This window comes from Anabaena lutea FACHB-196 (assembly GCF_014698305.1).
Taxonomy (GTDB): domain Bacteria; phylum Cyanobacteriota; class Cyanobacteriia; order Cyanobacteriales; family Nostocaceae; genus Anabaena; species Anabaena lutea.
The window spans coordinates 1-23,098 of the sequence record NZ_JACJST010000028.1 but is presented as its reverse complement, the minus strand read 5'-3'; the positions used below and the strand labels follow the sequence as shown (position 1 = coordinate 23,098).

General features: G+C 38.1%; 19 protein-coding genes and 1 pseudogene. 10 read left to right on the top strand and 10 right to left on the bottom strand.

Annotated elements, in window-relative coordinates; translation table 11 throughout:
* The first annotated feature begins 97 nt into the window (after positions 1–97).
* Entirely contained in the window at positions 98–637 is a 540-nt protein-coding gene (locus H6G59_RS23090; protein WP_190719028.1) for a Uma2 family endonuclease, read from the top strand.
* 135 nt (positions 638–772) lie between these two features.
* On the opposite strand, the gene H6G59_RS23085 is transcribed toward H6G59_RS23090, so the two are convergent.
* The 4 genes from H6G59_RS23085 to H6G59_RS23070 all read right to left on the bottom strand — a co-directional run bounded on the left by H6G59_RS23085 (position 773) and on the right by H6G59_RS23070 (position 4,114).
* Positions 773–1,039: an NIL domain-containing protein gene (locus tag H6G59_RS23085; RefSeq protein ID WP_127051985.1), complete on the bottom strand. Its 267-nt coding sequence runs from the start codon at positions 1,037–1,039 to the stop codon at positions 773–775.
* A gap of 209 nt (positions 1,040–1,248) precedes the next feature.
* Positions 1,249–2,088, bottom strand: coding sequence for a sulfate ABC transporter permease subunit CysW (cysW, locus tag H6G59_RS23080; protein WP_190719025.1), 840 nt, complete (start codon positions 2,086–2,088; stop codon positions 1,249–1,251).
* A complete protein-coding gene (cysT, locus tag H6G59_RS23075; RefSeq protein ID WP_190719022.1) occupies positions 2,075–2,944 on the bottom strand; it encodes a sulfate ABC transporter permease subunit CysT in 870 nt (289 codons plus the stop codon). Before cysT ends, cysW begins: the two co-directional genes overlap by 14 nt.
* Positions 2,945–2,986: 42 nt before the next feature.
* On the bottom strand, positions 2,987–4,114 hold the full coding sequence (locus tag H6G59_RS23070) for a sulfate ABC transporter substrate-binding protein (protein ID WP_190719019.1): 1,128 nt from the start codon (positions 4,112–4,114) through the stop codon (positions 2,987–2,989).
* A 518-nt stretch (positions 4,115–4,632) separates the two neighbouring features.
* On the opposite strand from H6G59_RS23070, the gene H6G59_RS23065 reads away from it, so the two are divergent.
* Both H6G59_RS23065 and H6G59_RS23060 read left to right on the top strand, forming a co-directional pair.
* Positions 4,633–5,736 carry a sulfate ABC transporter substrate-binding protein gene (locus H6G59_RS23065; RefSeq protein WP_190719016.1) on the top strand — a complete coding sequence of 368 codons (1,104 nt, stop codon included), beginning with the start codon at positions 4,633–4,635 and terminating at the stop codon, positions 5,734–5,736.
* 463 nt (positions 5,737–6,199) lie between these two features.
* Complete coding sequence (locus H6G59_RS23060) at positions 6,200–7,381, top strand: response regulator (protein ID WP_190719013.1); 1,182 nt, start codon at positions 6,200–6,202, stop codon at positions 7,379–7,381.
* 21 nt (positions 7,382–7,402) lie between these two features.
* On the opposite strand, the gene H6G59_RS23055 is transcribed toward H6G59_RS23060, so the two are convergent.
* Positions 7,403–8,182, bottom strand: coding sequence for a class II glutamine amidotransferase (locus H6G59_RS23055; RefSeq protein WP_190719010.1), 780 nt, complete (start codon positions 8,180–8,182; stop codon positions 7,403–7,405).
* Positions 8,183–8,569: 387 nt separating this feature from the next.
* On the opposite strand from H6G59_RS23055, the gene H6G59_RS23050 reads away from it, so the two are divergent.
* From H6G59_RS23050 to H6G59_RS23040, 3 genes are all read left to right on the top strand, one after another.
* Positions 8,570–9,097, top strand: a complete 528-nt coding sequence (locus tag H6G59_RS23050) for an MgtC/SapB family protein (RefSeq protein WP_190719007.1) — start codon at positions 8,570–8,572, stop codon at positions 9,095–9,097.
* A 323-nt stretch (positions 9,098–9,420) separates the two neighbouring features.
* Positions 9,421–9,915 carry a peptide-methionine (R)-S-oxide reductase MsrB gene (gene msrB / locus H6G59_RS23045; protein ID WP_190719003.1) on the top strand — a complete coding sequence of 165 codons (495 nt, stop codon included), beginning with the start codon at positions 9,421–9,423 and terminating at the stop codon, positions 9,913–9,915.
* A 174-nt stretch (positions 9,916–10,089) separates the two neighbouring features.
* Positions 10,090–10,428 (top strand): hypothetical protein, encoded by a 339-nt coding sequence (locus H6G59_RS23040; protein WP_190719000.1) that lies wholly within the window; start codon positions 10,090–10,092, stop codon positions 10,426–10,428.
* A 120-nt stretch (positions 10,429–10,548) separates the two neighbouring features.
* Here H6G59_RS23040 and H6G59_RS27885 read toward each other — a convergent pair whose 3' ends face one another.
* The 3 genes from H6G59_RS27885 to H6G59_RS23025 all read right to left on the bottom strand — a co-directional run bounded on the left by H6G59_RS27885 (position 10,549) and on the right by H6G59_RS23025 (position 14,647).
* A complete protein-coding gene (locus H6G59_RS27885) occupies positions 10,549–10,650 on the bottom strand; it encodes an element excision factor XisI family protein (RefSeq protein ID WP_422602989.1) in 102 nt (33 codons plus the stop codon).
* Between the two features lie 190 nt (positions 10,651–10,840).
* A complete protein-coding gene (locus tag H6G59_RS23030; RefSeq protein WP_190718997.1) occupies positions 10,841–13,828 on the bottom strand; it encodes a hypothetical protein in 2,988 nt (995 codons plus the stop codon).
* A gap of 195 nt (positions 13,829–14,023) precedes the next feature.
* Complete coding sequence (locus tag H6G59_RS23025; protein ID WP_190718994.1) at positions 14,024–14,647, bottom strand: MBL fold metallo-hydrolase; 624 nt, start codon at positions 14,645–14,647, stop codon at positions 14,024–14,026.
* Positions 14,648–14,888: 241 nt separating this feature from the next.
* Here H6G59_RS23025 and H6G59_RS23020 point away from each other — a divergent pair, with 241 nt between their 5' ends.
* The 4 genes and pseudogenes from H6G59_RS23020 to miaB all read left to right on the top strand — a co-directional run bounded on the left by H6G59_RS23020 (position 14,889) and on the right by miaB (position 19,768).
* Entirely contained in the window at positions 14,889–16,250 is a 1,362-nt protein-coding gene (locus H6G59_RS23020; RefSeq protein ID WP_190718991.1) for a cystathionine beta-synthase, read from the top strand.
* Between the two features lie 74 nt (positions 16,251–16,324).
* Positions 16,325–17,473 (top strand): annotated as a pseudogene (locus H6G59_RS23015) (cystathionine gamma-synthase); the annotation flags it as partial.
* 404 nt (positions 17,474–17,877) lie between these two features.
* Positions 17,878–18,240, top strand: a complete 363-nt coding sequence (locus H6G59_RS23010) for a four-helix bundle copper-binding protein (RefSeq protein ID WP_190718985.1) — start codon at positions 17,878–17,880, stop codon at positions 18,238–18,240.
* 163 nt (positions 18,241–18,403) lie between these two features.
* Positions 18,404–19,768, top strand: a complete 1,365-nt coding sequence (gene miaB, locus H6G59_RS23005; protein ID WP_190718982.1) for a tRNA (N6-isopentenyl adenosine(37)-C2)-methylthiotransferase MiaB — start codon at positions 18,404–18,406, stop codon at positions 19,766–19,768.
* Positions 19,769–20,294: 526 nt separating this feature from the next.
* Here the strand turns inward: miaB and H6G59_RS23000 are convergent.
* Positions 20,295–21,896 carry a hybrid sensor histidine kinase/response regulator gene (locus H6G59_RS23000; RefSeq protein ID WP_190718979.1) on the bottom strand — a complete coding sequence of 534 codons (1,602 nt, stop codon included), beginning with the start codon at positions 21,894–21,896 and terminating at the stop codon, positions 20,295–20,297.
* A 568-nt stretch (positions 21,897–22,464) separates the two neighbouring features.
* A complete protein-coding gene (locus H6G59_RS22995; RefSeq protein ID WP_190718977.1) occupies positions 22,465–22,887 on the bottom strand; it encodes a response regulator in 423 nt (140 codons plus the stop codon).
* Positions 22,888–23,098 lie beyond the last annotated feature (211 nt).

The following is a 23,098-nucleotide window of genomic DNA, read 5'->3' as shown; positions in this document are numbered from 1 at the left end:
TGATAATCATTATTGTGTATTTTGCCAAGTTAAGTCAGGTAATATAAAGTTCACCAGAAATGCCAAAATAGATTTAGATACTTGAGGAGCAAGCCTTATGTCTCTGACTGTCCAAGACCTAGAGAAAATGCAGGTAGCTTATCCTGACTATCGCATGGAATTAGTCGATGGGAGCATAATTGTTATGAGTCCGTCAGGTTATGAGTCTGAAGAAGTAGGAACCGAGTTTGCGAGAATGTTAGGTAACTGGGTAAGACCGCGTAAACTAGGGCGTGTAGTTGGTTCGAGTGCGGGTTTTAGATTACCGAATACAGATTTACGAGCGCCTGATGTTTCTTTTGTGCGGGCTGACAGGTTAAAACGTTCGACGGAAGACTATGCGGAATTAGTTCCTGATTTGGTGGTTGAGGTAAAATCAAAAACTGATTCTTTAGAAAAACTCCGCACCAAAATTCAAGAATTTATCAGTCTTGGTTCTCAAGTTGGGATTTTAATTAATCCGAAAACTAGAACTTTAGAAGTTTACAATTCTGGTGAAAAACTAATATTGAAAGATGGTGATATTCTAACTCTTCCTAATTTATTACCTGGTTGGGAAGTAGCAATTTCTGATATTTGGTCGCCAGTGTTTGAGTAAATCCATTGCTTCCTAATCATTATATAGCAATTCCTATTCAAGTGAGGTACAAGCAGTAATCATTAAACGCAGATGAACGCAGATAATTTTGTACTTCATTAGACTAGGAAATGCTATGAGTGAAAACTGCTGTAATCACCAATGACTAATTTTTTTATCATCCCAAACTTCTAAATCCAGTTCTTGGAGATAGATTAACCCGTTTTGAATTTGTGCTTTTGTTCCTTGTAAATCTAGCTCAAACCAACCATCACCAATAGCATCACGTCCTAGAATTGCTACTTTGATATTCACAGTCAGTCCGTAGTCAGATACTAAACGAGAAATTACAGGTTCTTGGTGATAGTCTTTAGGAATTCTCACCCGAATTCTTTGATAGATAAGTGCATTTTCACTAGCCATAAAAAACCTCTTGCAAAGAAAGGAATTTGATATTTTTTCTAGTAATGCCAATTTTATGTAATATCATGTCCGCCTCATCACTTATCAAAAAAATTCTCCGCGTCCCCGCGTCTCCGCGTCAGTCTAAATGATAAGTATTAAACTGGATATGATATAAGGCTGCACAAAATTATGAAATCCATTGATATTTCAATCATTGCAATTACGAATTATTCAACTTCTTTAATTTTGGTTTTCCGTTCTAGAATCTCTTTCAGTACCAAAGTTACTACTGCTAAAAGCGCCAAAATTACAGCCGCTGAAAAAGCAGCTTCGGATTCATACTGTTTATAAGCGTCTTCTACAAATAACGGTAGACTCTGAGTTGTGTTGGCAATGTTACCAGATACGACGGAAACAGCCCCAAATTCACCCATTGCTCTGGCATTGGTTAAAATTAAGCCATAGAGTAAGCCCCAACGGATACTGGGTAAGGTGACACGCCAAAATGTCTGCCAATCATTTGCACCTAGGGTTCTAGCTGCTTCTTCTTGATCTTTGCCATATTCTTCTAAGATGGGAATTACTTCTCTGGCTACAAAAGGCATACTCACAAATGCTGTAGCTAGAACCATGCCGGGAAATGCAAAGATAATCTGGATATTATGTGCCTGAAGCCAAGGGCCAAACCAGCCTTGTCTTCCATAAAGTAGCACAATCATTAAACCAGCTACGACTGGGGAAATAGAAAAGGGGAGGTCGATTATACTCAGAACTATAGCGCGTCCTGGGAATTTATGGCGAGCGATCGCCCAAGCGGCACATAAACCAAATACTGTATTTACAGGCAAAGCAATTAAAGCCAGTAACAAAGTTAGCCAAGCGGCATGGAGAAATTCCGGTTTTGTGAGGTTAGATAGAAATGGGGTGAATCCTTTTTTGAAAGCTTCAAAAAAAAGGTTGATCGTTGGGATATATTGGACTAAAAATAAATAAGCGATCGCGATCGCAATCAAAACACCTGGAACCCAACTTTGCTGTTTAGTACTATTCCTCTTATCTGTTGTCATATCTTCTCGCCCAAGCTTGTAAGAAATTAATTGCCAGTAACAGCACTAAAGAAATTGCTAGTAAAACCACACCAATGACTGTTGCACCAGAATAGTCATACTGTTCCAAGCGCTGAAAAATTAGCACAGGTGCAATCAAATCTTTAAAAGAGGTATTGGAAGAAATAATTACCGTTGAACCATACTCCCCGACTGCGCGGGAAAAACCCAAAGCCACACCCGTCAAAATTGTGGGAAATAAAGGCGGTAAAATTACTTTCCAGAAAGTCTGCCATTGAGTCGCACCCAGACACCAAGCTGCTTCTTCAATTTCATGTTCCATTTCCTGAAGCACAGGTTGCACAGTCCGCACGATAAAAGGCAGAGATATAAATATCATTGCTACCCCAACCCCCAACCGGGTAAAAGATACCTTAATTCCCAGTGGTGCTAACAGTGAACCAATCCAACCATTATCGCTGTAAACAGTTGCTAAAGTTAAACCAGCAACTGATGTTGGTAAAGCAAAAGGTAAATCAACCGTGGCATCAATTATCCGTTTGAAAGGGAAATCATAACGTACCAATACCCAAGCAATCAAAGTTCCAAACACACCATTGAGTAGCGCCGCAAACAGTGAAGTTACAAAAGTAACATTGTAAGTGGACAATGCTAACTCATTGGTAGCGATTTCCCAAAACTTAGCCGGAGGTTCCGTACTGGCTTTGAGGAACATGGCCGTTATGGGAACAAACAACATCACAAATAGGTATCCTATGGTAATTCGCCAAGTCCAAGGAAGGTGAATCACATTATCTAAGAATACCTTCCAAACAGAAGGTTTAATGTTAGCTTGCACAGGAGAAGATACAGTCATAATTCATAATTGAGTCAATAGTTATTTTTCACAAATTACCAATTACCGCTTCTTTTTGGCTTGGATTTGGTCAAAAACTGTCCCGTCAGCAAAAAACTTATTCTGAACTGCATCCCAACCACCGAAGTCCTCAACTGTACCCAAAGTTTTTACTGGAGGATATTTATCGGCAAATTCCTTAGTTTTAGCAACAGTATCATCTACAGGACGAAATCCCACCTTGGCAAATTCCTGTTGTGCTTCTGGAGTAAATAGGAATTTGACGAAACCTTCTGCTACTTCACGATTACCGTGTTTATCAACATTCTTATCTACAACAGCGATGGGATTATCAATGGAAATATTCACATCAGGGATAATCGCAGTCACTTTTTCACCCTTTTGTTCTGCTAGTACAATTTCATTTTCATAGTTGATCAGCGCATCACCTTGACCTTGCTTGAAAAATGCATCTGTAGCTTCACGAGCATCTTTTGTCAAGATGGGAACATTGTTGTAAACTTTAGTCACAAAATCAGTGGCTTTGGCTTCATCTCCACCAGTTTTAATGACTGAGTTCCACAATGCCAGAAAATTCCAACGTGCAACTCCTGAAGTTTTGGGATCAGCGGTAATCAGTTTAACATTATCTTTTGCTAAATCTGCCCAATTCTTGATACCTTTCGGGTTGCCTTCACGAGTGACTAAAGCTGCTACAGACTTAGAAACAATAGCATTATTGGGACTTTCTTTTTCCCATCCTGGCTGAATTAATCCCGCTTTTTCAATTTTTGATGTGTCCCCAGCCAGTGCTAAGTGAACAACATCTGCTTCTAAACCATCAATGACGGCGCGAGTTTGAGAACCAGAACCACCATAACTTTGTTTAAAGGTGACAGTTTGGTTATGTTCTTTTTGCCATTTTTCCACAAATTTAGGAATAATGGCTTCGTGAGCAGCTTTGGTGACAGCAAAAGAGACAAGGGTTAGTTCTACATTTTGCTTCTTTTCGCCAGCAGCAGTTTCAGTGGTAGTACTAGTGTTATTCGCAGCAGTGTTATTCGCACCAGAGCAAGAAGCAAGTGCTACAGTCAAAATTCCCCCAACTAAAAATAGTGATACAAAGCCTTTGAGCGAATTTGGTCTTAACCTAAGTTGCCATTGTTTCAGTAAGCGCTGCCATAAATTCATTTTTTTCCTCCTGTTAAACTACAGTTAGTTGATAGAAATAAAGTACATATACTTTATGCTAATACGCGATCGCAGGTATCTAGTTATGAATCCTAGACAAAACATCACATTAGCGATAGGTAATATGGGGATTTTAGCAGTTTCATGAAAAATTACAATACCATAAATTAGCTAGTATCAATTTATGACCATAATTATTTAGTCAAATCATACATTTTTCACTAAGCGTCTAGTTATATTTTATACAAATTATCAATATTGGTTTTAAAGTATATTCCAGATTTTATTTCCCCAATTTCTAGAAATAAATCATTTATCAACAATTCAAGCCTATAAGTATTTTTATTTTTAAATAGTAACAAAAAATACATACAATGCCCGATTGGAAAATAGTTGTTTTTAAGTGTAAAAACTATTGATTTTCTATGTCGCATCTGATACGCTCTTTTTTAGACAGCAACTACGGTAACTCGACCAAATAACCGTTAATTGTATTTATCCTTATGCAAGGCAAATCCATGACACATAATTTCTCAAAAACTTCCCAATTCCTGCCAACAAGAAAACCACTCTTTTCACCTTTTAAATCTTCTTCTGCGTTATTTTTAGCAGCAGGGTTGAGTATAAGCAGTATCCTGCCAGTGTTTGCAGGTACAGCCCAAAAAACCCAACTCATTAGTCAAGGTGGTAAAAAAGTTGAAATTACCTTAGTTAGTTACGCAGTCACTAAAGCTGCTTATGAAAAAATCATTCCTAATTTTGTGGCGAAATGGAAGAAGGAAAAAGGTCAAGAAGTGGTAATTAGGCAGAGCTATGGTGGTTCTGGCTCCCAAACTCGTGCTGTGATTGATGGCTTACCCGCAGATGTGGTAGCTCTGGCATTAGCACTAGATACCAAAAAAATTGAACAAGCAGGATTGATTAACCCAGGTTGGGAGAAAGAAGCCCCCAATGGTTCAATTATTACCCGTTCAGTAGTTGCACTCGAAACTCGTGCTGGTAATCCCAAAAAGATTAAAACTTGGAATGATTTAATCAAACCAGGTGTGAAGATTGTCACAGCTAATCCCAAAACCTCTGGTGGTGCTAGATGGAATTTCTTAGCTTTGTGGGGTGCAGTGACTAAGAATGGGGGAAATGAAACCCAGGCTTTAAAATTTGTAAATGATGTGTTTAGAAATGTAGTTGTTTTACCCAAAGACGCGAGAGAATCTAGTGATGCTTTTTACAAAAAAGGTCAGGGGGATGTCTTACTAAATTATGAAAACGAAGTCATCTTAGCTGCACAACAAGGAAAGACTGATGTTTCTTACGAAGTTCCTTCTGTCAATATTTCCATAGAAGGCCCTGTGGCAGTTGTGGATAAAAACGTTGATAAGCATGGAACCCGTGCGGTTTCAGAAGCTTTCGTTAAGTTTCTTTTCACTCCAGAAGCACAGCGTGAGTTTGCTAAAGTTGGTTTTAGACCAGTTAACGCCACTGTGGCCAAAGAAGTGCAGAATAAATTCCCCAAAATTACTCAACTCTACACTGTCGGAAGTCTTGGTGGTTGGGATGCTGTACAGAAGAAGTTCTTTAATGATGGTGCTATCTTTGATAAAATTCAAGGTGGACGGCGTTAAATTTATCTATCTTAAGACTTACACACTAAGATGATGAAGATGATACAGTTAAATTGAGGCTAATGTGAGGTTGGGTAAAACGATAGTGTCGTGCTGACAGACAGCTAACGCAAACGCTTAGTGTGCTGTTGGTATAACATTTTCGTAATTTTGTTGGTTTTTGTTTTCCTCTTATGGGGAAACAAGCTACAATCCAACCTACGTAATTTAGAGTGTTTAGCGCTAACACCACGCAAATTAAACTATAAGATTCTCAACAAAAGCAAAAAATTAGAACATCTTATGTCATTTCGGATTGTATAATACCGACTCTATAAGTTTTGCAGTTTTCTACATATCACAATTATTTTTAAAATTGACTAACAGGGTAATAACTTAGTTTTAAACAAAATTTAACCTGGTTGATACTTAATAAACACTACAAAATGATACAAATAACTAGGTTGTAATTAAGTAAAAAGTCATGAACTTGAATACATTATTGCAAGAATTTAAAAAATGCAGTCTATTACAACACAATGGACAGCTAATTATTCAAGGTATACAGGGAAATAAATGGACTTTTTATTATCAATTAGGACAGATAGTTTGGGCAACAGGAGGAGTTCATCCTCGTAGACGTTGGCTGAGAAATATGGATTTAATTTGCCCAGAAATTGATATTGATAAAATTGATCTGCGGGATGAGAATATCTTAATTGAGTATTGGGATTATTTACTGCTAGAAAACTTATATCATACAGGACAGATCAAGCAGAAACAATTTAATGATTTTGTCACCCATACTATAGAGGAAATTTTATTTGATTTAGCTCAACAGGTGAATGTTGCTGACTTCATCTGCGAAATCAATCAAGACACAATTTTAAAAGCACTGATGATTTCCACCAGTACAAATATGTTTATTAAGGCAATGCAAGATGCCTGGCATAACTGGTCGCAAGCTGGTTTAAGAAGGATTTCACCTAATTTATCTCCAGTTATTCGGCAGCCGGAAAAACTTAGACAGCAAGTAAGTAAAAGTTTCTACAAAAACTTTGAAAGGTTAATAAATGGTCAATATACTCTATTAGATTTAGCTGCGAAAATGCGGCAAAGTGTGTTAGCTATCACTTATTCATTGCGGATGTTTATTGATAAAGGAATTGTCGAACTTATAGAAGTACCTGATTTGCCATCATCAATAAGAAAAATTCAACAAAGCTTTAACTATAAACAACTAAATAAAGGAAATTCGCCTCTTATTGCCTGTATTGATGATAGTCTGCTAGCGTGTAAAATATTAGAGAGGATTATTGTATCTAACGGTATGAGATTTCTTGGCATTCAAGATCCATTACAAGCTCTACCGATTTTAATTCAGCATCAACCAAATCTGATATTTTTAGATTTGATTATGCCCGTTAGTAGTGGTTATCAAATTTGCGAACAATTACGACGCTGTTCTTATTTTGCTAATACGCCAATTGTCATATTAACAGGTAGCGAAGGTGTTTTCGATAGATTCAGGGCTAAGGTATTTGGGGCGGACGATTTTATTAACAAACCTGTATATAATGATAACGTAATGCAAATAGTGTATCAGTATTTACAGACTAAATCATCAGAGATAATAAATATACCTGAGTTGATATTATCTGATTAGATATTCTTCTCAAGGAATTACTTAAATGTGAGTGAATTTGAGTGGTAATCCGTCCTGAAATACTAATAGTTCTCCTGGTTGGATTGGTGTCCAAACTTCGTTATCCGTCAGGGGTGTAGTAGCGATGATAGCAACGCGATCGCGCTGTGTTGTCAATTCACTAAAATCGACAGTCATATCTTCATCAATCAAGTGAGCAGCTGCAAAAGGTGCTTGTCGGATAATGTAGCAGAGTTTGGTTGAACAATGAGTAAAGAAATGTTTTCCATCTGATAGTAGATAGTTAAAAACTCCTATTGATGCTATTTGTTCCGTAATTTTACGCAGTACTTGATAAAGTTCTTCTAACGGGGGTTGTCCTTGAGGAAAATTTTCTCGTAAAGTGTTGAGCATCAAGCAAAATGCTTGTTCGCTATCTGTGTCACCTACAGGTTGAAAAATACCTTTACGTTCTACTTGAAAATCTGGCAAGTTACCATTGTGGGCAAATACCCAATATCTTCCCCATAGTTCCCGACGGAAAGGATGACAGTTTTCTAGGGTGACTTCACCTTGAGTAGCTTTGCGGATATGGGCAATCACATGGGTAGAATGGATAGGATAGCGCCGCACTAACTCTGCTAGTGGAGAATCGATAGAGGGTTTAGCATCGAGAAAAATCCGGCATCCTTTACCTTCAAAAAAAGCAATACCCCAACCATCACTATGTTCATCGGTTTTGCCTCCTCGTGCAGAAAACCCTTCAAAGGAAAAGCAAATATCCGTTGGTACATTGCAGTTCATTCCCAGCAGTTGACACATTAGTGTTGCAGTTCTGAGGTTTAAATTAGTGACTTTTTACAAAGATACTTCACAATAGCTGATCTATGTTGATGCGATCGCTTTACTTTAAGTATTTCACACTTAGCGATTATAAGGCAGGGAGCAGGGGAAAAGGGTTTTATACCAATTCTAGGGAACTCTTAATAGGGAACAGAAGTGTTCATGAATCATTTAGGACTGCTATATGTGAGATTGCGCCACATAAATGTTGTATGACGTATATGAATTTACTTATTTTTAACCTACTGTTAAACTAAACATAAACAACTATAATCCTATAGACTTTTGGTATTTATATTTACACCCATAACTTTGGGTAGCCATCCAGCCTACTGGCAATAGGCGCAAAATTTCCTGGAGGTTGAGATGAATCCAATGTTTCTAGCTGCCAATGATTTGCCACACATAGCATTCAGATTAACGCTGGCGCTCTTGGTGGGTTGTATTATTGGATTAAACCGTCAAAAAGGCGGTAGACCAGCGGGTATGCGAACATTCATGTTGGTGAGTATGGGTGCTGCCCTATTTGTGATGATTCCTTTACAGGCTGAAGGTGAAAGCCCCTATGCAGCTACCAATGCATTGAGTCGGACGATTCAGGGTGTAGCAACTGGGGTCGGATTTCTGGGAGCCGGATTGATACTCCAAGAATCGCCCAGAAGAGATGAAGTGCCAAAAGTGCGGGGTTTAACTACAGCAGCTTGTGTGTGGACTGCGGCTGGGTTGGGGGCGGCCATTGGCTGTGGTCTTTGGCAAATGGGATTATTGGGAGCGTTTCTAACTCTGATTACCCTAAGTGGGGTGAAGCGGTTAAATCGTCTATTTAAGGTTTTAATTCGTCAGGGTAATCAGGAAACAACTCAGGAGTTAACAGTCGTTGATGATGACGATTGATGCGCTTTTTTCGGCAATTTTTGAGCAAATTTTTGAGCAAATTTTAATTATTCTCTCAGGAGTAATTCAGGGCGATCGCGGATGCTAGTTCATGAAGAGACGCTCTTACGCTCCAGATGAGGAGACGCGGAGACAGGAATTGGACGAGGATTGCAACCCCGCTCAATTCCAAGCGTCTGGATCGAAGTTGAGGGGGCTTCATGTCCCGCGTCTGGCATCTGACAAGGGAACTCTCCGCGTCCCCGCGTTCCCGCGTCCTCTTCGGTGAATGTCTGGCTGAAGTGGGTTGGCTCTAGAAGAGAAAAATAGCAAATAATAGATATATGGACAAACGCCATTTTTTGCAAATTAGTGCCGTTCTAGTTGGTACGGCCTTTTTTTCACGTTATATCAATTGGAGTTCAGAAACTATGGCAACTTCTCAGAGTGAGTTTGCAGTGACGAAACCTGAAAACGAGTGGAAATCAATTTTAACGCCGGAACAGTTTCAGGTGTTGCGGAAACATGGCACAGAACGCGCCCACACTAGCCCTCTAGACAAAAATTATGCCCCAGGTACTTATGTTTGTGCAGGGTGTGGACAGGCTTTGTTTACTTCAGAAACCAAGTTTGACAGTGGTACTGGCTGGCCGAGCTTTTTTAAACCGATTGAGGGTGCGATCGCAACTACTACAGATCGGTCATTTTTCATGACTAGAGTGGAAGTACATTGCAGTAACTGCGGTGGACATTTAGGCCACGTGTTCAATGATGGACCTAAACCAACAGGCTTGCGTTACTGTATGAACGGTGTATCGTTGCAGTTTACACCTGCGTAGATTACTAATAAGCCTAAACTTTTAAATTTTAACAAGGGGGTTAAACTCCTTGTTTTATTTTATTATAAGGAGGAAATTGTCATAGAAACCGTGTCTAGTATTGAAACTTGTAGTTGTTTCTGATGAGGTTTTAATGAAATTGTTGAATCAAAAACGATAAGTAAGGATTAGATAATGCAAGTTCTCAAAAGAGCCATCAGACCAGAAAGTTATATATCGTTCCTCCACATCTACCAAACTACTTGGGGGACTGCTGGTGATATTTGTCTAGTTCGTGAATCTGTGGCTAAAACTAGTACATCAAAGTTCGTAGGCCGCAGAATTCAACTAGCTCTCCCCAAAGGGATGGAACGTGATTATATGGTGGGTGTCCCGGTGATAAAAGTTGCAGGTCATGTAGGTGATGGACATCCTAAAGATAAGAACTCGGAATGGGAGGCTTATGATGGTGTAGATCCAGAAATAGCAACTACTGTTTTAAAAATTTGGGGCTTTAAGTTGATTGAATTGTAAGAGGTTTTAGCTTAACTTACTACATAATCGGTAAATTTTCGCATATTAAGGGGAATGAAACCCGATAACAATGTCTTATTTGGGAACACTAAGTTGAACTAATTCTTCAGCAATATCAACTTATTTTCCATTCCATTGAATCCAGATTTTTTCATTTTTGATGTCGAGTTGCAGAGAACAGCCATATACTCGACATTTATTTTCCCTGCCAATATGGACAATCTGATCATGATCCCTTTGTGTATCGAAGATTGTCTCTACTTCAATTTTTCCAGATATATTAAAAACTTTAGATCCTCCTAAATCCTCCTTAAAAATGAGGACTTTGAGTAGGTTGTTCCCCCCTTGCTAAGGGGGGTTAGAGGGGATCTTGATACAACCGTAGACTTTTCAAACACCCTCTAACATGATCTCAATTAGAGGAATCTTGATGAGGTAATTTTATTAAATACCCCTGAAAGTCTTGATGTTTCTCCAATTGGAATTTTTCATAAATTTCGATTTTAACTTTTTCCTCCAGATATTCTTTTTGTTTGATTTGATCACCCAAATCTGTTAACCAGGTTGGTGGATTTTGTAGTAAATCATTCATTATTTCTTGATTTTCTGAAAAAGACTGGATACTAATATGAAATATACCTGTCAATTCTTCCGTCTCGCTCTCATTGCTGGGTGAATATTGAACTAGTTTACCTAGCCTAGATTTATCAAAGATTAAAATTCTCTTGTTACCAGTATTGTCATACACAGTAAAGACTGGAATATCAAAATTTTCAATTGTATAGCATCCCTGAAAACCTTTCAATTCTATTTTTGGACAATCATTTTGCTGCTTGGATTTGAAATTGTCTCTATTTTTAAGAAGACTATTCATATCCAAATTTATAGTTAGAATAATTATATTTCCTAAATTTTCTTTAAATACATCAATTGCTGCGTCGAACTGACTGATATCAATCTCGTGGCACAAATTTTCTATTTCTTCTATAATTCTTAAATTTTCGCATATTGCTAACTCTCTACCGTAGGTAATACCCATATCAGAATATTGCAAATACCATTCTTCAAAGAAAGCAGCTTTTTCTGAAACCTCTATGATACCAAATGGATTAATTCCAATTTCTAAACCCGCATGAATTCTATCTTCATACAATCCATGATAACTGAGAATATTTCTAATTATTGTTGATTTATCAAAGTTATCAGTAAAATCTTGTTTAAATTGATCGACTTTTTGAGAACTTATATTTTTAGTTCTTAGTAAACTTTTTATCCGTTCTTCTACTTTTGGTTTTAAACTTTCCAAAAATGGAATTAATGCAGATTCAATATTATTAATGTCCAGTCCAAGTATTGTTAAATTTTCAGTATCTTCTTTGAGTTTATTAGCAAGTTCGATAAAACTATCTACCGAGTAACTTATATTATCTAATTCGCGGGAATCTAGAGCTTCTGAAAATCTAAAGTTATCAATAATTTCTTGCTTATTATTTCTCTGAATTTCTCGAATTAAGAGAAACAATAAATATTTTTGATGATATATTTTACTTTCGTGATGATCTTCCCAAAATGAAGCAATCTGAATAGCATTTATTCCGAAATTTATCAAACCCCCAACAGTTATAGGATAAATATCATGATTTAACCGTATTGCATCAGCATCAGAAGGTAGATTATATTCCCATAAATATTGAATATAGTCAAATCGTTTTTTGAAAATACAGTATGCTCCAGCATTAAATATAATACTCTGAAGATTATTACGCTTGAAATTTAATTTTATAATTCCTCTAATGTTGTTTCCTATATCTTCATATTTCTGATATCTCTGATACTCTATCTTTGGAAAAGGTTCAAAATAAGGCTTTAATAAAATTTCTATTTCATCAATATTTACGAGACAACTATCTAGATTTTCTATGGTTTCTATGGTACGCACATTTTCAAGAATCTTTTTAAGAGATTCTAATTTATTGATTGCTTCATAATTTTGTTCTAATTCATAATAATTTTCTGTGTTGTAATTAATAAGGAAATCTTCATAAACAACAATCTTTGAAGCAGAATCAGGTAAGTTAGGGTAACATTTAAGCATACCAGAATCTTTTAAAATAGAAACAATTCCTTTGAAGAAAGAAGGTTTCTCATTAGAAATAATATCTTGAATTTCATAAAAAAAGTATCTATCAAATAGATGCAAATATGAAATATCAAACAAAGGATTAAATACTATATCAATGTACCAGCTTGTTGAAACCAGATGTGCTGAACTGCTTTGATTTTCTTTAATACTTCTTCTGATTTCGGCAAGATTTTGAAGCAATTGTTCTACAAGCAAATTATTATTAGGAATCTGAGATATATCTGTAAGTAACGAAATAATATGATCAGTTGCAAACCGCTCAATTTCACTATTGTTTACTTCTAAAGCTGCTTCGCGGATTCTCAAAAGTTGATTTACTGCTGCTGTAAATGAAACAAGATGTTTTTTAGGATTGAATGTTAATAGTAGTGTAGCATTAGTTTTATCCTGATCATATACATCAAAAAAATCTTGAGATAAAAGTAAGCGTTCAAATTCTTTAGGACTACTTTTTTGCATATCAAGAAATTGTCTCATTTTCTCTCTAATTCTATTTAGTCCTATTTTGATTTTTTCTTCTCCTTTCTTATTCTTTGTTTCAAATACTAAAATATCACCAGTAGCTTCCAGGGCTTCAACAAATTGTTTTTGTTTTAATTTCAAACCTTGATTATCTACTTTATTATTTTGAGTTTGGAGAGTAAGTGATTCTCCCATATCATTGAAAAGCTCATCTAATAAGAAATTAGTATCAGTTATATAACGTCGCAGGGTAGCAAAAAATTTATAGAGTATATAAATCGTAAATATAAATACTATAAAAGTAATCCATGCAATTATTTTCCAATAACCAGAAATTGAATCAGCAGGGGTGAAAAATTTTATAAAAATAGCAGCTATGATATCTATAGTTAACAATATTGGTAGCAGCTTAATTTCCGACTCTTGGCTAAATTTCTTGGTAATAACTCCTGATTGATATCGCTCAGATATTCTAGAAATAATTTCTAAGCTGAGAGGTATAGCAATAGCAATTATTGCCCCTTGAAAAGCTACTATATCTGAGAGGAAGCCAGTGTTAGGTGATATAGAAATTATCCAATTTAAACAAGATTGAATCCAGGAAAAAATAGATGAACTATTAAGAATAATTAAATTATGTTTAAATAATCCCAAAAGAGAGCCTAAACTCATACCGATTAAGAAGTAAGCTCCATACAAAATGATTTTTTGGTTCGCTAAACTTCTCTGATTCCAAGCCTGAAATACTTGCAGATTTTTCAAAGCACCTGACCAATAGGTTTTGAGTTTTTTCACAATCATATGTATTCTAATCAACTGAAATTTTTCAAAATGAAAGAAGGCAGTTTTTAGGCGAATATGTCTAACTTGAAAAGGCTTCTTAATTAGAGTAGTAGATACTTACACAGTATAAAGTGAGCATTTTCCAGCCTACGTTAAATTTTGTACCATGTTGTTCTGAAGTCATGCGATCGCTCTCCGTCCTCCACATCACCCCAAAGTCGCTACCAACTCCTGCAATCGTTCCCTACCATCTCGAAAAACAGACCAACCATCACCTACTAGCACCGCTTCCACCTTCTCCAAACCTGCCAACCTGCGAACAGAAGCCACAGCTTGATCTCGATTCATCAGCTTTTCATCTGGTAAAATAGTTAAAGTACCGGCTTTGTGCGATCGCACTAAATCCCCAGTAATCAAGGTCGTTTCCTCCAACAGCAACGCCAACTCACCAGGAGTTTTAGAACCTTGCATTTCTATCACCTTCAGTCCAGGGACAAACTCCTCACCATCAGTCAACCAGCGATAGCTTCCATCACCGCAGGCATCGCATAAAATCGGAAAATACTCTTTTTCCCCAGCAGGGACAGCAATCTTGGCATAGGTTTGATTAGCAATTTCCTTGGCTGATCTCAAATGATCCGAATTCGTCAAAATAATCCAAACCACACCACCGAGAGATTCCAGATGATTCCAATCATGGTTTGATAAAGCTACTGGATCAATCAAGATATTACCCTCTGGACGAATCCAGGCGAACCCATTAAAATCAATATTCCTTGCAGGGTTGAAACAAGACCAGCTATATAAATCAGGACGATGCAGAGATTTCATGGTGATTCGGGTTGATAACCTTCAATAGTTCCTATAGGTCAGCATCAATACTGTATCAAGAATCAATCTATAAGTTCAAAACTTGTATTCCTTAAAGTCAAAATCGGATATACTACATTAACACTATCGAATTTTAGTAATTTAAATGTTGCCCATTCTCTCTGCGTTCTCAGCGCCTCTGCGGTTCCTTTCTCTTAAAAATCCATCACCACCAAAATCCTCTCACTAACAACGAGGAATCATGGCAACCTACGATAATATCCTACAAACCATCGGCAGAACCCCATTAGTCAAACTCAACCGCATTACAGAAGACATTTCCTCAACCATTTACACCAAAGTCGAATATCTCAATCCTGGCGGGAGTACCAAAGATAGAATCGCCCTGTCCATGATAGAAGCCGCCGAAACATCAGGACAATTACAACCAGGTGGAACCATCATCGAAGCCACCGCAGGTAACACAGGAGTCGGACTTGCACTTATCGCCGCAGTCAAAAAATATCGTTGCATATTTGTTATGCCCGATAAAATGAGCCAAGATAAAATAAATCTGCTCAAAGCTTACGGCGCAGAAGTTGTAGTTACCCCCACATCTGTAGCACCCGATTCACCCGAAAGTTATAACGGCGTAGCCGATAGACTCGCTAAAGAAATTCCCGGTGCGTATCGACCAAATCAATTTGAAAACCCCAATAATCCCCTTGCCCATTATCTCAGCACAGCCCCAGAAATTTGGGCAGATAGTAACGGAAAAATAGATGTTTTTGTCGCCGGCATGGGAACAGGAGGAACAATTTCTGGAGTTGCTAAATATCTCAAAGAACAAAACCCCAATATTACCATTGTCGGTGCAGATCCTGAAGGATCAATTCTCTCTGGTGATAGTCCCAAATCTTACAAAGTTGAAGGCATTGGCGAAGACTTTATTCCTAAAACATTTAATCGTCAATTAGTTGATGAAATGGTTCGCGTCAGTGATAAAGAATCCTTTAATATGGCGCGTCGTCTCGCACGAGAAGAAGGCTTATTAGTGGGAGGTTCTTGTGGAACAGCAGTAGCTGCCGCTCTCAAATATGCAGCCAGATTAACCGAACCTAAATATATTGTTGTGCTGTTACCAGACACAGGCAGAAACTACATCAATAAAATTTATTCTGATGTTTGGATGCAGGAAAATGGTTTTTGGGAAGGAACAAAAGCCAGAACTATTAGAGTAGGAGAAATTCTCTCACAAAAAACAGATTTCCCCTCACTCATTTCCGTTACTTCTCGTGACACTTTAAGCACGGCTACCAACTTACTGCAAAAACTAAATATTTCCCAGTTACCTGTAATTGATAATCATCATGTATTAGGTAGTTTGAATGAAGCATCTTTGATGAAATGTTTACATGATGGGATCAACTTTTCTAATCAAGAAGTTTCCGCAGTTATGGGTAAACCATTACCGCTATTAGATGAAGAAGTTGATATTTCTGAAGCTTACCGAGTTCTATTATCAGGAACAACAGGAATTATAATTACCCATGATGATGTCCCCACTGGCTTAATTACCAGAGCCGATTTAATTAAATATTGGATTAGTCAAACTAATTCGTAATTCGTAATTCGTAATTCGTAATTCGTAATTACACATTAGGCTGACACAGTTAAAACCCCAGGAATAAGAAAGAGAAAATAATGGAATTTGAAACTAGAGCAATTCACGAAGGACAAAAACCAGATCCTCAAACTGGAGCGGTAATTGTACCAATTTATTTAACTTCTACCTATGAACAAGAAGCAATTGGCCAGCACAAAGGTTATGAATATTCTCGCACAGGAAACCCCACCCGCCAAGCTTTGGAAGATGCTTTAGCTTCTCTGGAAAATGCTAAATTCGGGTTGGCTTTTGCTTCTGGTTTGGCTGCAACTACAACTGTATTAAGTCTTCTGAAAACAGGTGATCATATTGTTGCTGGTGATGATTTGTATGGAGGAACTTATCGGTTATTAGAAAAGGTAGTCAAAAATTGGGGCGTAGATACGACTTATGTCGATATTGATAACATCCATGATTTTGAAAGCGCCATTCAATCTAATACAAAATTGATTTGGATTGAAACACCAACAAACCCGCTATTAAAAATTATTGATATTGCTGCATTGGCAAATTTTGCCCATCAAAATAATATCATCTTAGTAGTTGATAATACCTTTGCTAGTCCTTATTTCCAACAACCTTTAAATTTAGGTGCAGATATTGTTGTTCACAGCACAACTAAATATCTAGGTGGACATAGCGATATTATTGGTGGTGCAGTTGTCACCTCTAATGAGGAACTATACCAACAACTCAAGTTTTATCAAAATGCCATTGGTGCGGTTCCCAGTCCCTTTGATAGTTGGTTAGTGTTGCGAGGAATTAAAACTTTAGCGGTGCGAATGCGCGAACATGAAAAAAATGCTTTGTTTTTGGCGAAATATTTAGAAAAGCATCCCAAAGTTGAACGTATTTATTATCCAGGTTTGCCAACTCATGAACAATATCATCTGGCAAAAGAGCAAATGTCTGGCTTTGGGGGGATGATTAGTTTGGAATTAAAGGGTGGTTTGACGGAAGTAGAAAGATTTGCTTCTCGACTGCAATTATTTTTGTTAGCAGAAAGTTTAGGAGGAGTGGAATCATTACTTTGCTATCCAGCCAAAATGACTCATGGTTCTTTACCAGAAGCAGAAAGACTAAAACGGGGTATTAAGGATAATTTAGTCAGACTTTCTGTGGGAATTGAGCATTATCTAGATTTGCAAGCTGATGTGGAAAATGCTTTGGCTGATAAATAAGCTCTAAGGTAGATGGCAGAAGCTAAAAAGATGTTATCTAAAAACTAAAACTTCTGCCTTTATAGAATTGAATAAAAGCCATTTTGGCACAAATATCAAAAATTGATGACATTAATATTTAGTAATAAATAGCTTTCTGTTTGGATTCCTATCTGTGAAGTTTAATGGGTTGACGAATCTCAAGTTGGATACGAGAGGTTGTCAGCCTTATTTTGTAAGAACTTCGGAAAAAATCATCACTAACTTATATATAACCTTAAATAAAGTCCGGTAATTATATCGGAATTATGAGCTTATGAATTCAGGATCAAAAACCCTATTGACTCTTAAAAAATTTGAACTAATGTTGAAGTAAGTCCAACTAAGGGCTGTCAATATATATCAGAAAATCAGGAGTACTTCCTATGATGATGATGATGAATGAATCTATGACTTCCCAAATGCAAACAGCTATGAACGCTTGCATGGAATGTCACAAAATGTGCATGGAAACTATGGCTTACTGTATGAGCAAAGGCGGTAAGCATATGGATATGACCATGATGAGCATAATGCGCGATTGCTCGGAAATGTGCATGATGTGTACAAATATGATCATGAGTGGTTCCGAGTTAATGGGACGCACTTGTATGCTTTGTGCAGAAATGTGCGATCGCTGTGCAACAGCTTGTGAAAAGATGAGCGACGATAGAAAAATGATGGAATGTGCTGCTGCTTGTCGCAAGTGTGCTGAATCTTGCAGATCTATGCAAATGATGCCTGTTTAATTCGATTCACACAGCAGAATTTTCTCTGCAACCTATTAGTCAAGCGCTCAGGCTGTTTCAGTTTGGGCGCTTACACTTGTGAACCATCTACACTGTAACCTAGAGCTTTCGATAGAATGATAAATGGACGTAAAATACAATAACTGACTAAGCGTAATTCCCCATGACCACTTCATCCCGCCGCTACCACATTACTACCTTCGGTTGCCAAATGAATAAAGCCGACTCAGAGCGCATGGCAGGCATCTTAGAAGACATGGGCTTTGAGTGGTCAGAAGACCCAAATCATGCAGATGTAATTCTTTATAATACTTGTACAATTCGGGATAATGCCGAGCAGAAAGTTTATTCTTATCTTGGTAGACAAGCAAAGCGCAAACATGAACAGCCAGATTTAACTTTAATTGTAGCTGGTTGCGTTGCCCAGCAGGAAGGAGAAGCTTTATTGCGACGTGTGCCAGAATTAGATTTGGTGATGGGGCCACAACACGCTAATCGTCTCAAAGATTTGCTAGAGTCAGTTTTTGAAGGCAATCAGGTTGTGGCTACAGAAGAGGTGCATATCATGGAAGATATCACCCAACCACGCCGAGATAGTCAGGTGACAGCTTGGGTAAATGTGATTTATGGCTGTAACGAACGTTGTACTTATTGCGTAGTTCCTAACGTGCGTGGTGTGGAACAGTCTCGGACACCAGAGGCTATTCGGGCGGAAATCACAGAATTAGGTAAACAAGGTTATAAAGAAATTACCCTACTCGGTCAAAATATTGATGCTTACGGCAGAGATTTACCAGGTGCAACTCCTGAAGGTCGTCACCTGCACACATTGACAGATTTACTGTATTATGTACATGATGTGCCAGGGATTGAACGGTTACGTTTTGCTACAAGTCATCCCCGTTATTTTACAGAACGACTAATTAAGGCTTGTGCAGAGTTGCCGAAGGTGTGCGAACATTTTCATATTCCTTTTCAATCTGGGGATAACGAGCTATTAAAGGCGATGTCACGAGGTTATACCCAAGAGAAATATCGCCGGATTATTGATACTATCCGCCGCTATATGCCCGATGCGTCGATTAGTGGAGATGCAATTGTGGGTTTTCCGGGAGAGACAGAGGAACAGTTTGAAAATACGCTGAAATTGGTGGATGATATTGGTTTTGATTTGTTGAATACTGCTGCTTATTCACCTCGTCCGGGAACACCTGCGGCCTTGTGGGATAATCAATTGAGTGAAGAAGTCAAGAGCGATCGCTTGCAAAGATTAAATCATCTCGTCAATGTCAAAGCCGCCGAGCGATCGCAACGTTATTTTGGCAGAATTGAAGAAATACTAGTTGAAGACCAAAATACCAAAGATCAAACCCAAGTAATGGGACGCACTCGCGGTAATCGTCTGACTTTCTTCAGCGGCGATATCAATGAACTTAAAGGGCAAATAGTAAAAGTGAAAATTACTGAAGTTCGCCCCTTTAGCTTGACTGGGGAACCAGTGGAAGTACGGCAAGTCGTAACAGTGTAATTCCATTTCACTTTACAGACGCTCCAGACACGGAGACGACATGATTCCATGATGTAGGATGAAAGGGAATAGGGAACAGGCAACGGGCAACAGGGAAAACTAAGCCGCCCACAAGGGGCTAACTTCGCAGCGGAACGAAGTTCGGCTTTAAACCTTTCTTCTGGGCTAATTCTCTTTTCTGTTTCCTCTTCTCGCTCCGAAGGGGCTTGTCAAAAAAGGCGCTGCCTGAACTTTGGCAATTCACAGTAAGGCTGTAGCCCTGACTACAAGCCAATTAAAAAATAAGACTTTAAATGATCAACTATTGTAAAAATGCCGTCTATGGCAAGCGTTACAAGAAAAAGCACCAGATGGAGGATTATCAGCCGCACTGGGTTCATTGTGCAAATAGTTCATATCTCTGTTGCTATCCCTAACACTTGCCCAACAGCAGTTGTTAAAGCCTCTGGTTCTACTGGTTTGGATATATGCATTTGAAACCCCGCCTCCAATGCCTGTCGTTGCTCAAATTCTTCAGTATATGCAGTCAGGGCGATCGCGGGAATTTTTCCCCTTGTTCAAGTGTCCAGGTTCTAATTTCTCTGACCAGTTCATAGCCATTCATGTGCGGCATGCCAATATCACTAATCAAAACATTGGGTTTTAACTGTGGTATTGCTTGCAGTCCGCTTAAGGCATCGGATACTGCTGTAACTTCTGCTCCAGACTGTTTCAGCACAAAGGCAACAAAGTCCCGTGAATCAGTATCATCATCTACAACCAATATTTTCATGCCACTCAAGTTAAAAGATACATTAGTCGGCTGGCTCTGGCAAGTATCAGGAAAGTTGCCATCAGCAGCCAATAGCGGTAGCCTGACAGTAAAGGTTGCACCGTGGCCAACACCAGAACTTTCTGCTTCAACAGTGCCGTTGTGTAATTCAACTAAGTTACGAACAATTGCCAGTCCCAACCCTAACCCGTTAAATTTTCTGGTAATTGTGCTATCCTCTTGCCTAAAATATTCAAATATTTGTGGCAAAAATTCTGGGCTAATACCTTTACCTGTATCGCTAATTTTGATTTGAGCATAAGCAGGATAATCGGTAGCCGAAATTGAATTTCTCTCTGTTAATGGTTTTTTAGTTTCTATGACTTTTGACAGTTCAACGATAACTCTTCCTCCCTCTGGCGTAAACTTAATAGCATTGGATAAGAGATGATCAATTAGCTGCTGTAAGCGAGTTAAATCACCGCTAACTTGCCCTACATCGGGGTCTATATCAGTAATTAGTTGAATTGAATTAATTGCAGTAGACTGGCGGACTTTTTCTATAGCAGTAGAGATGATAGAACTCAAATTTACTGGACAAATATTCAGCCTAATTTTCCCGTGGAGAATGCGGGAGACATCTAGCAAATCTTCAATCAATTTCACTTGAGCCTGTGTATTGCGCTCAATACTTTTTAAGGCTTCTGTTGTCTGTTCCCCATTTAACTTGCCGCTCATCAGTAGTTTAGTCCACCCCAGAATCGGACTTAGTGGGGTACGAAGTTCGTGAGAAATAATGGCGAAAAAATCATCTCTGAGGCGGTTAGCTTTCTCTGCATCTGCCCCCTCAACTTGTTCTCGTTGCAGCAAAAGTTGTTTTTCTACTTCAGCTTGTTTACGGTTAGTAATGTCTTCGGCTATACCTACTACTCGATAAGGTTCTCCCGATTCATCTTTAATTGGAAATCCCCGGTCTCGTATCCACCGCATCTCGCCATCGGGACGGATAATTCGATACTCCTGGTCATAACCACCTATATGCGCTTGCTCACAGAAAATAGTTCGTACCTGCTCACGGTCTTCTGTATGAATTGCTTCTAGCCAATCATAAAAATTGGCATATAAGAGAGAACAAGAGCGTCCCCAAATGCGTTCATAAGTAGGACTAACGTAAAGGAGTTGATGATTCTGGATATCTGACATCCAAAATACTGCATCAGTAATGTTCTCTGCAAATTGACGCAACATATCACTAGCATTACAAGTATAAGTTTTACTATCAGCGTTTTTTACCAGTTTCTTCTCTGATACTTCCACTCTGGAAACATAACTACATAAGGTATGATTTGGTGTATTCCTTGGTATTTTATTACACATAAAAACCGAACCTCCTTGACTTCAACTTACCTGGTAGTGGTAATACAGTTCAGTAAAAGTAATACACATCAAAAAAAGCTCAATTGCCATAGACCTCCCTTAGCAATGGGGGACAGCGAAACCGGGGGGTAAATGGTAAGCTGTTACGCACCTAAATTGGATAATCCTAAAATGGTTAAATCCTGTGGGGTCGGCATCCTGCACACCAGACTTGTACAAATTAAATGCACAACAGCTTATGAGGTTGGTTCTATAGCAGGAGGCAGAAGGCTGTCTTGCTGGAGGGAAAGCCTTGTTATACAGCAGATCCCTTTGTTATGAAGTACATCATAGCCCCCTCATCGCTTGCGGGGATGGGTTGGGTTTTTGTACCTCATTACACCGGGAAGTGCTGTATCTAGGTTTCAAGGATTAATAATGTCCTAATTATCCTGGCTACAGCTATAAAATTGTGCAAAAAGTTTTAAGTAAAACGGCGTGAAAAAATCAAAGTAAAACTCTCTTGACTCTTGCTTTTTGCATCTTGCTTTTTGCCTTGCCATAACGACAATTTTTAACGCTAACCTACTTACATTGCTATTGTCCAACCGAGAAATTGAGCCACCTGTTCACAGAGAGAAAGAGGATCAAAGGGTTTAATAATTACTCCCGAAACGTTATAATCTAAAAACGAAATTTGCTCGGCTATAATTATACTCCCAGTTAACAGAATTACTGGTAAAGTCTGCGTGTTTGGATTACTTCTCAATTGGGTTAAAAAATTTAAAGCATCCATTTCTGGCATGACCCCATCGAGAATAATTACATCTAATGTTTCTGTTGTCGCTTTAACTAACCCTTCATCTGCTGATTTGACTGTGATTACATCCCATTTACATATATCTTCTAAAACACACTGTAATAAGATTAAGGTATCAGCGTTATCATCAATCACCAAAATTCTTTTCTTAACATCTTTATTAAGAACACAAGATTGTAGCTGACTTTCCATTGACTTTTAACCTCAGATATTTTTACTGTACACAAAAGGTTTAAAGATTTTTTGAAGATAGGAAAATTTTTTCTCCCTCTTTCTCAATCATCTGTTCGGTATTAGAGCATCAGGGTAAGAGCATCTCAATTAGGCTTGACATAAGGGATGAGAGGAATCTAATGTAGAGTCAATGAAACAGGAACTGAGAACTCGAATCATATAATTGTTA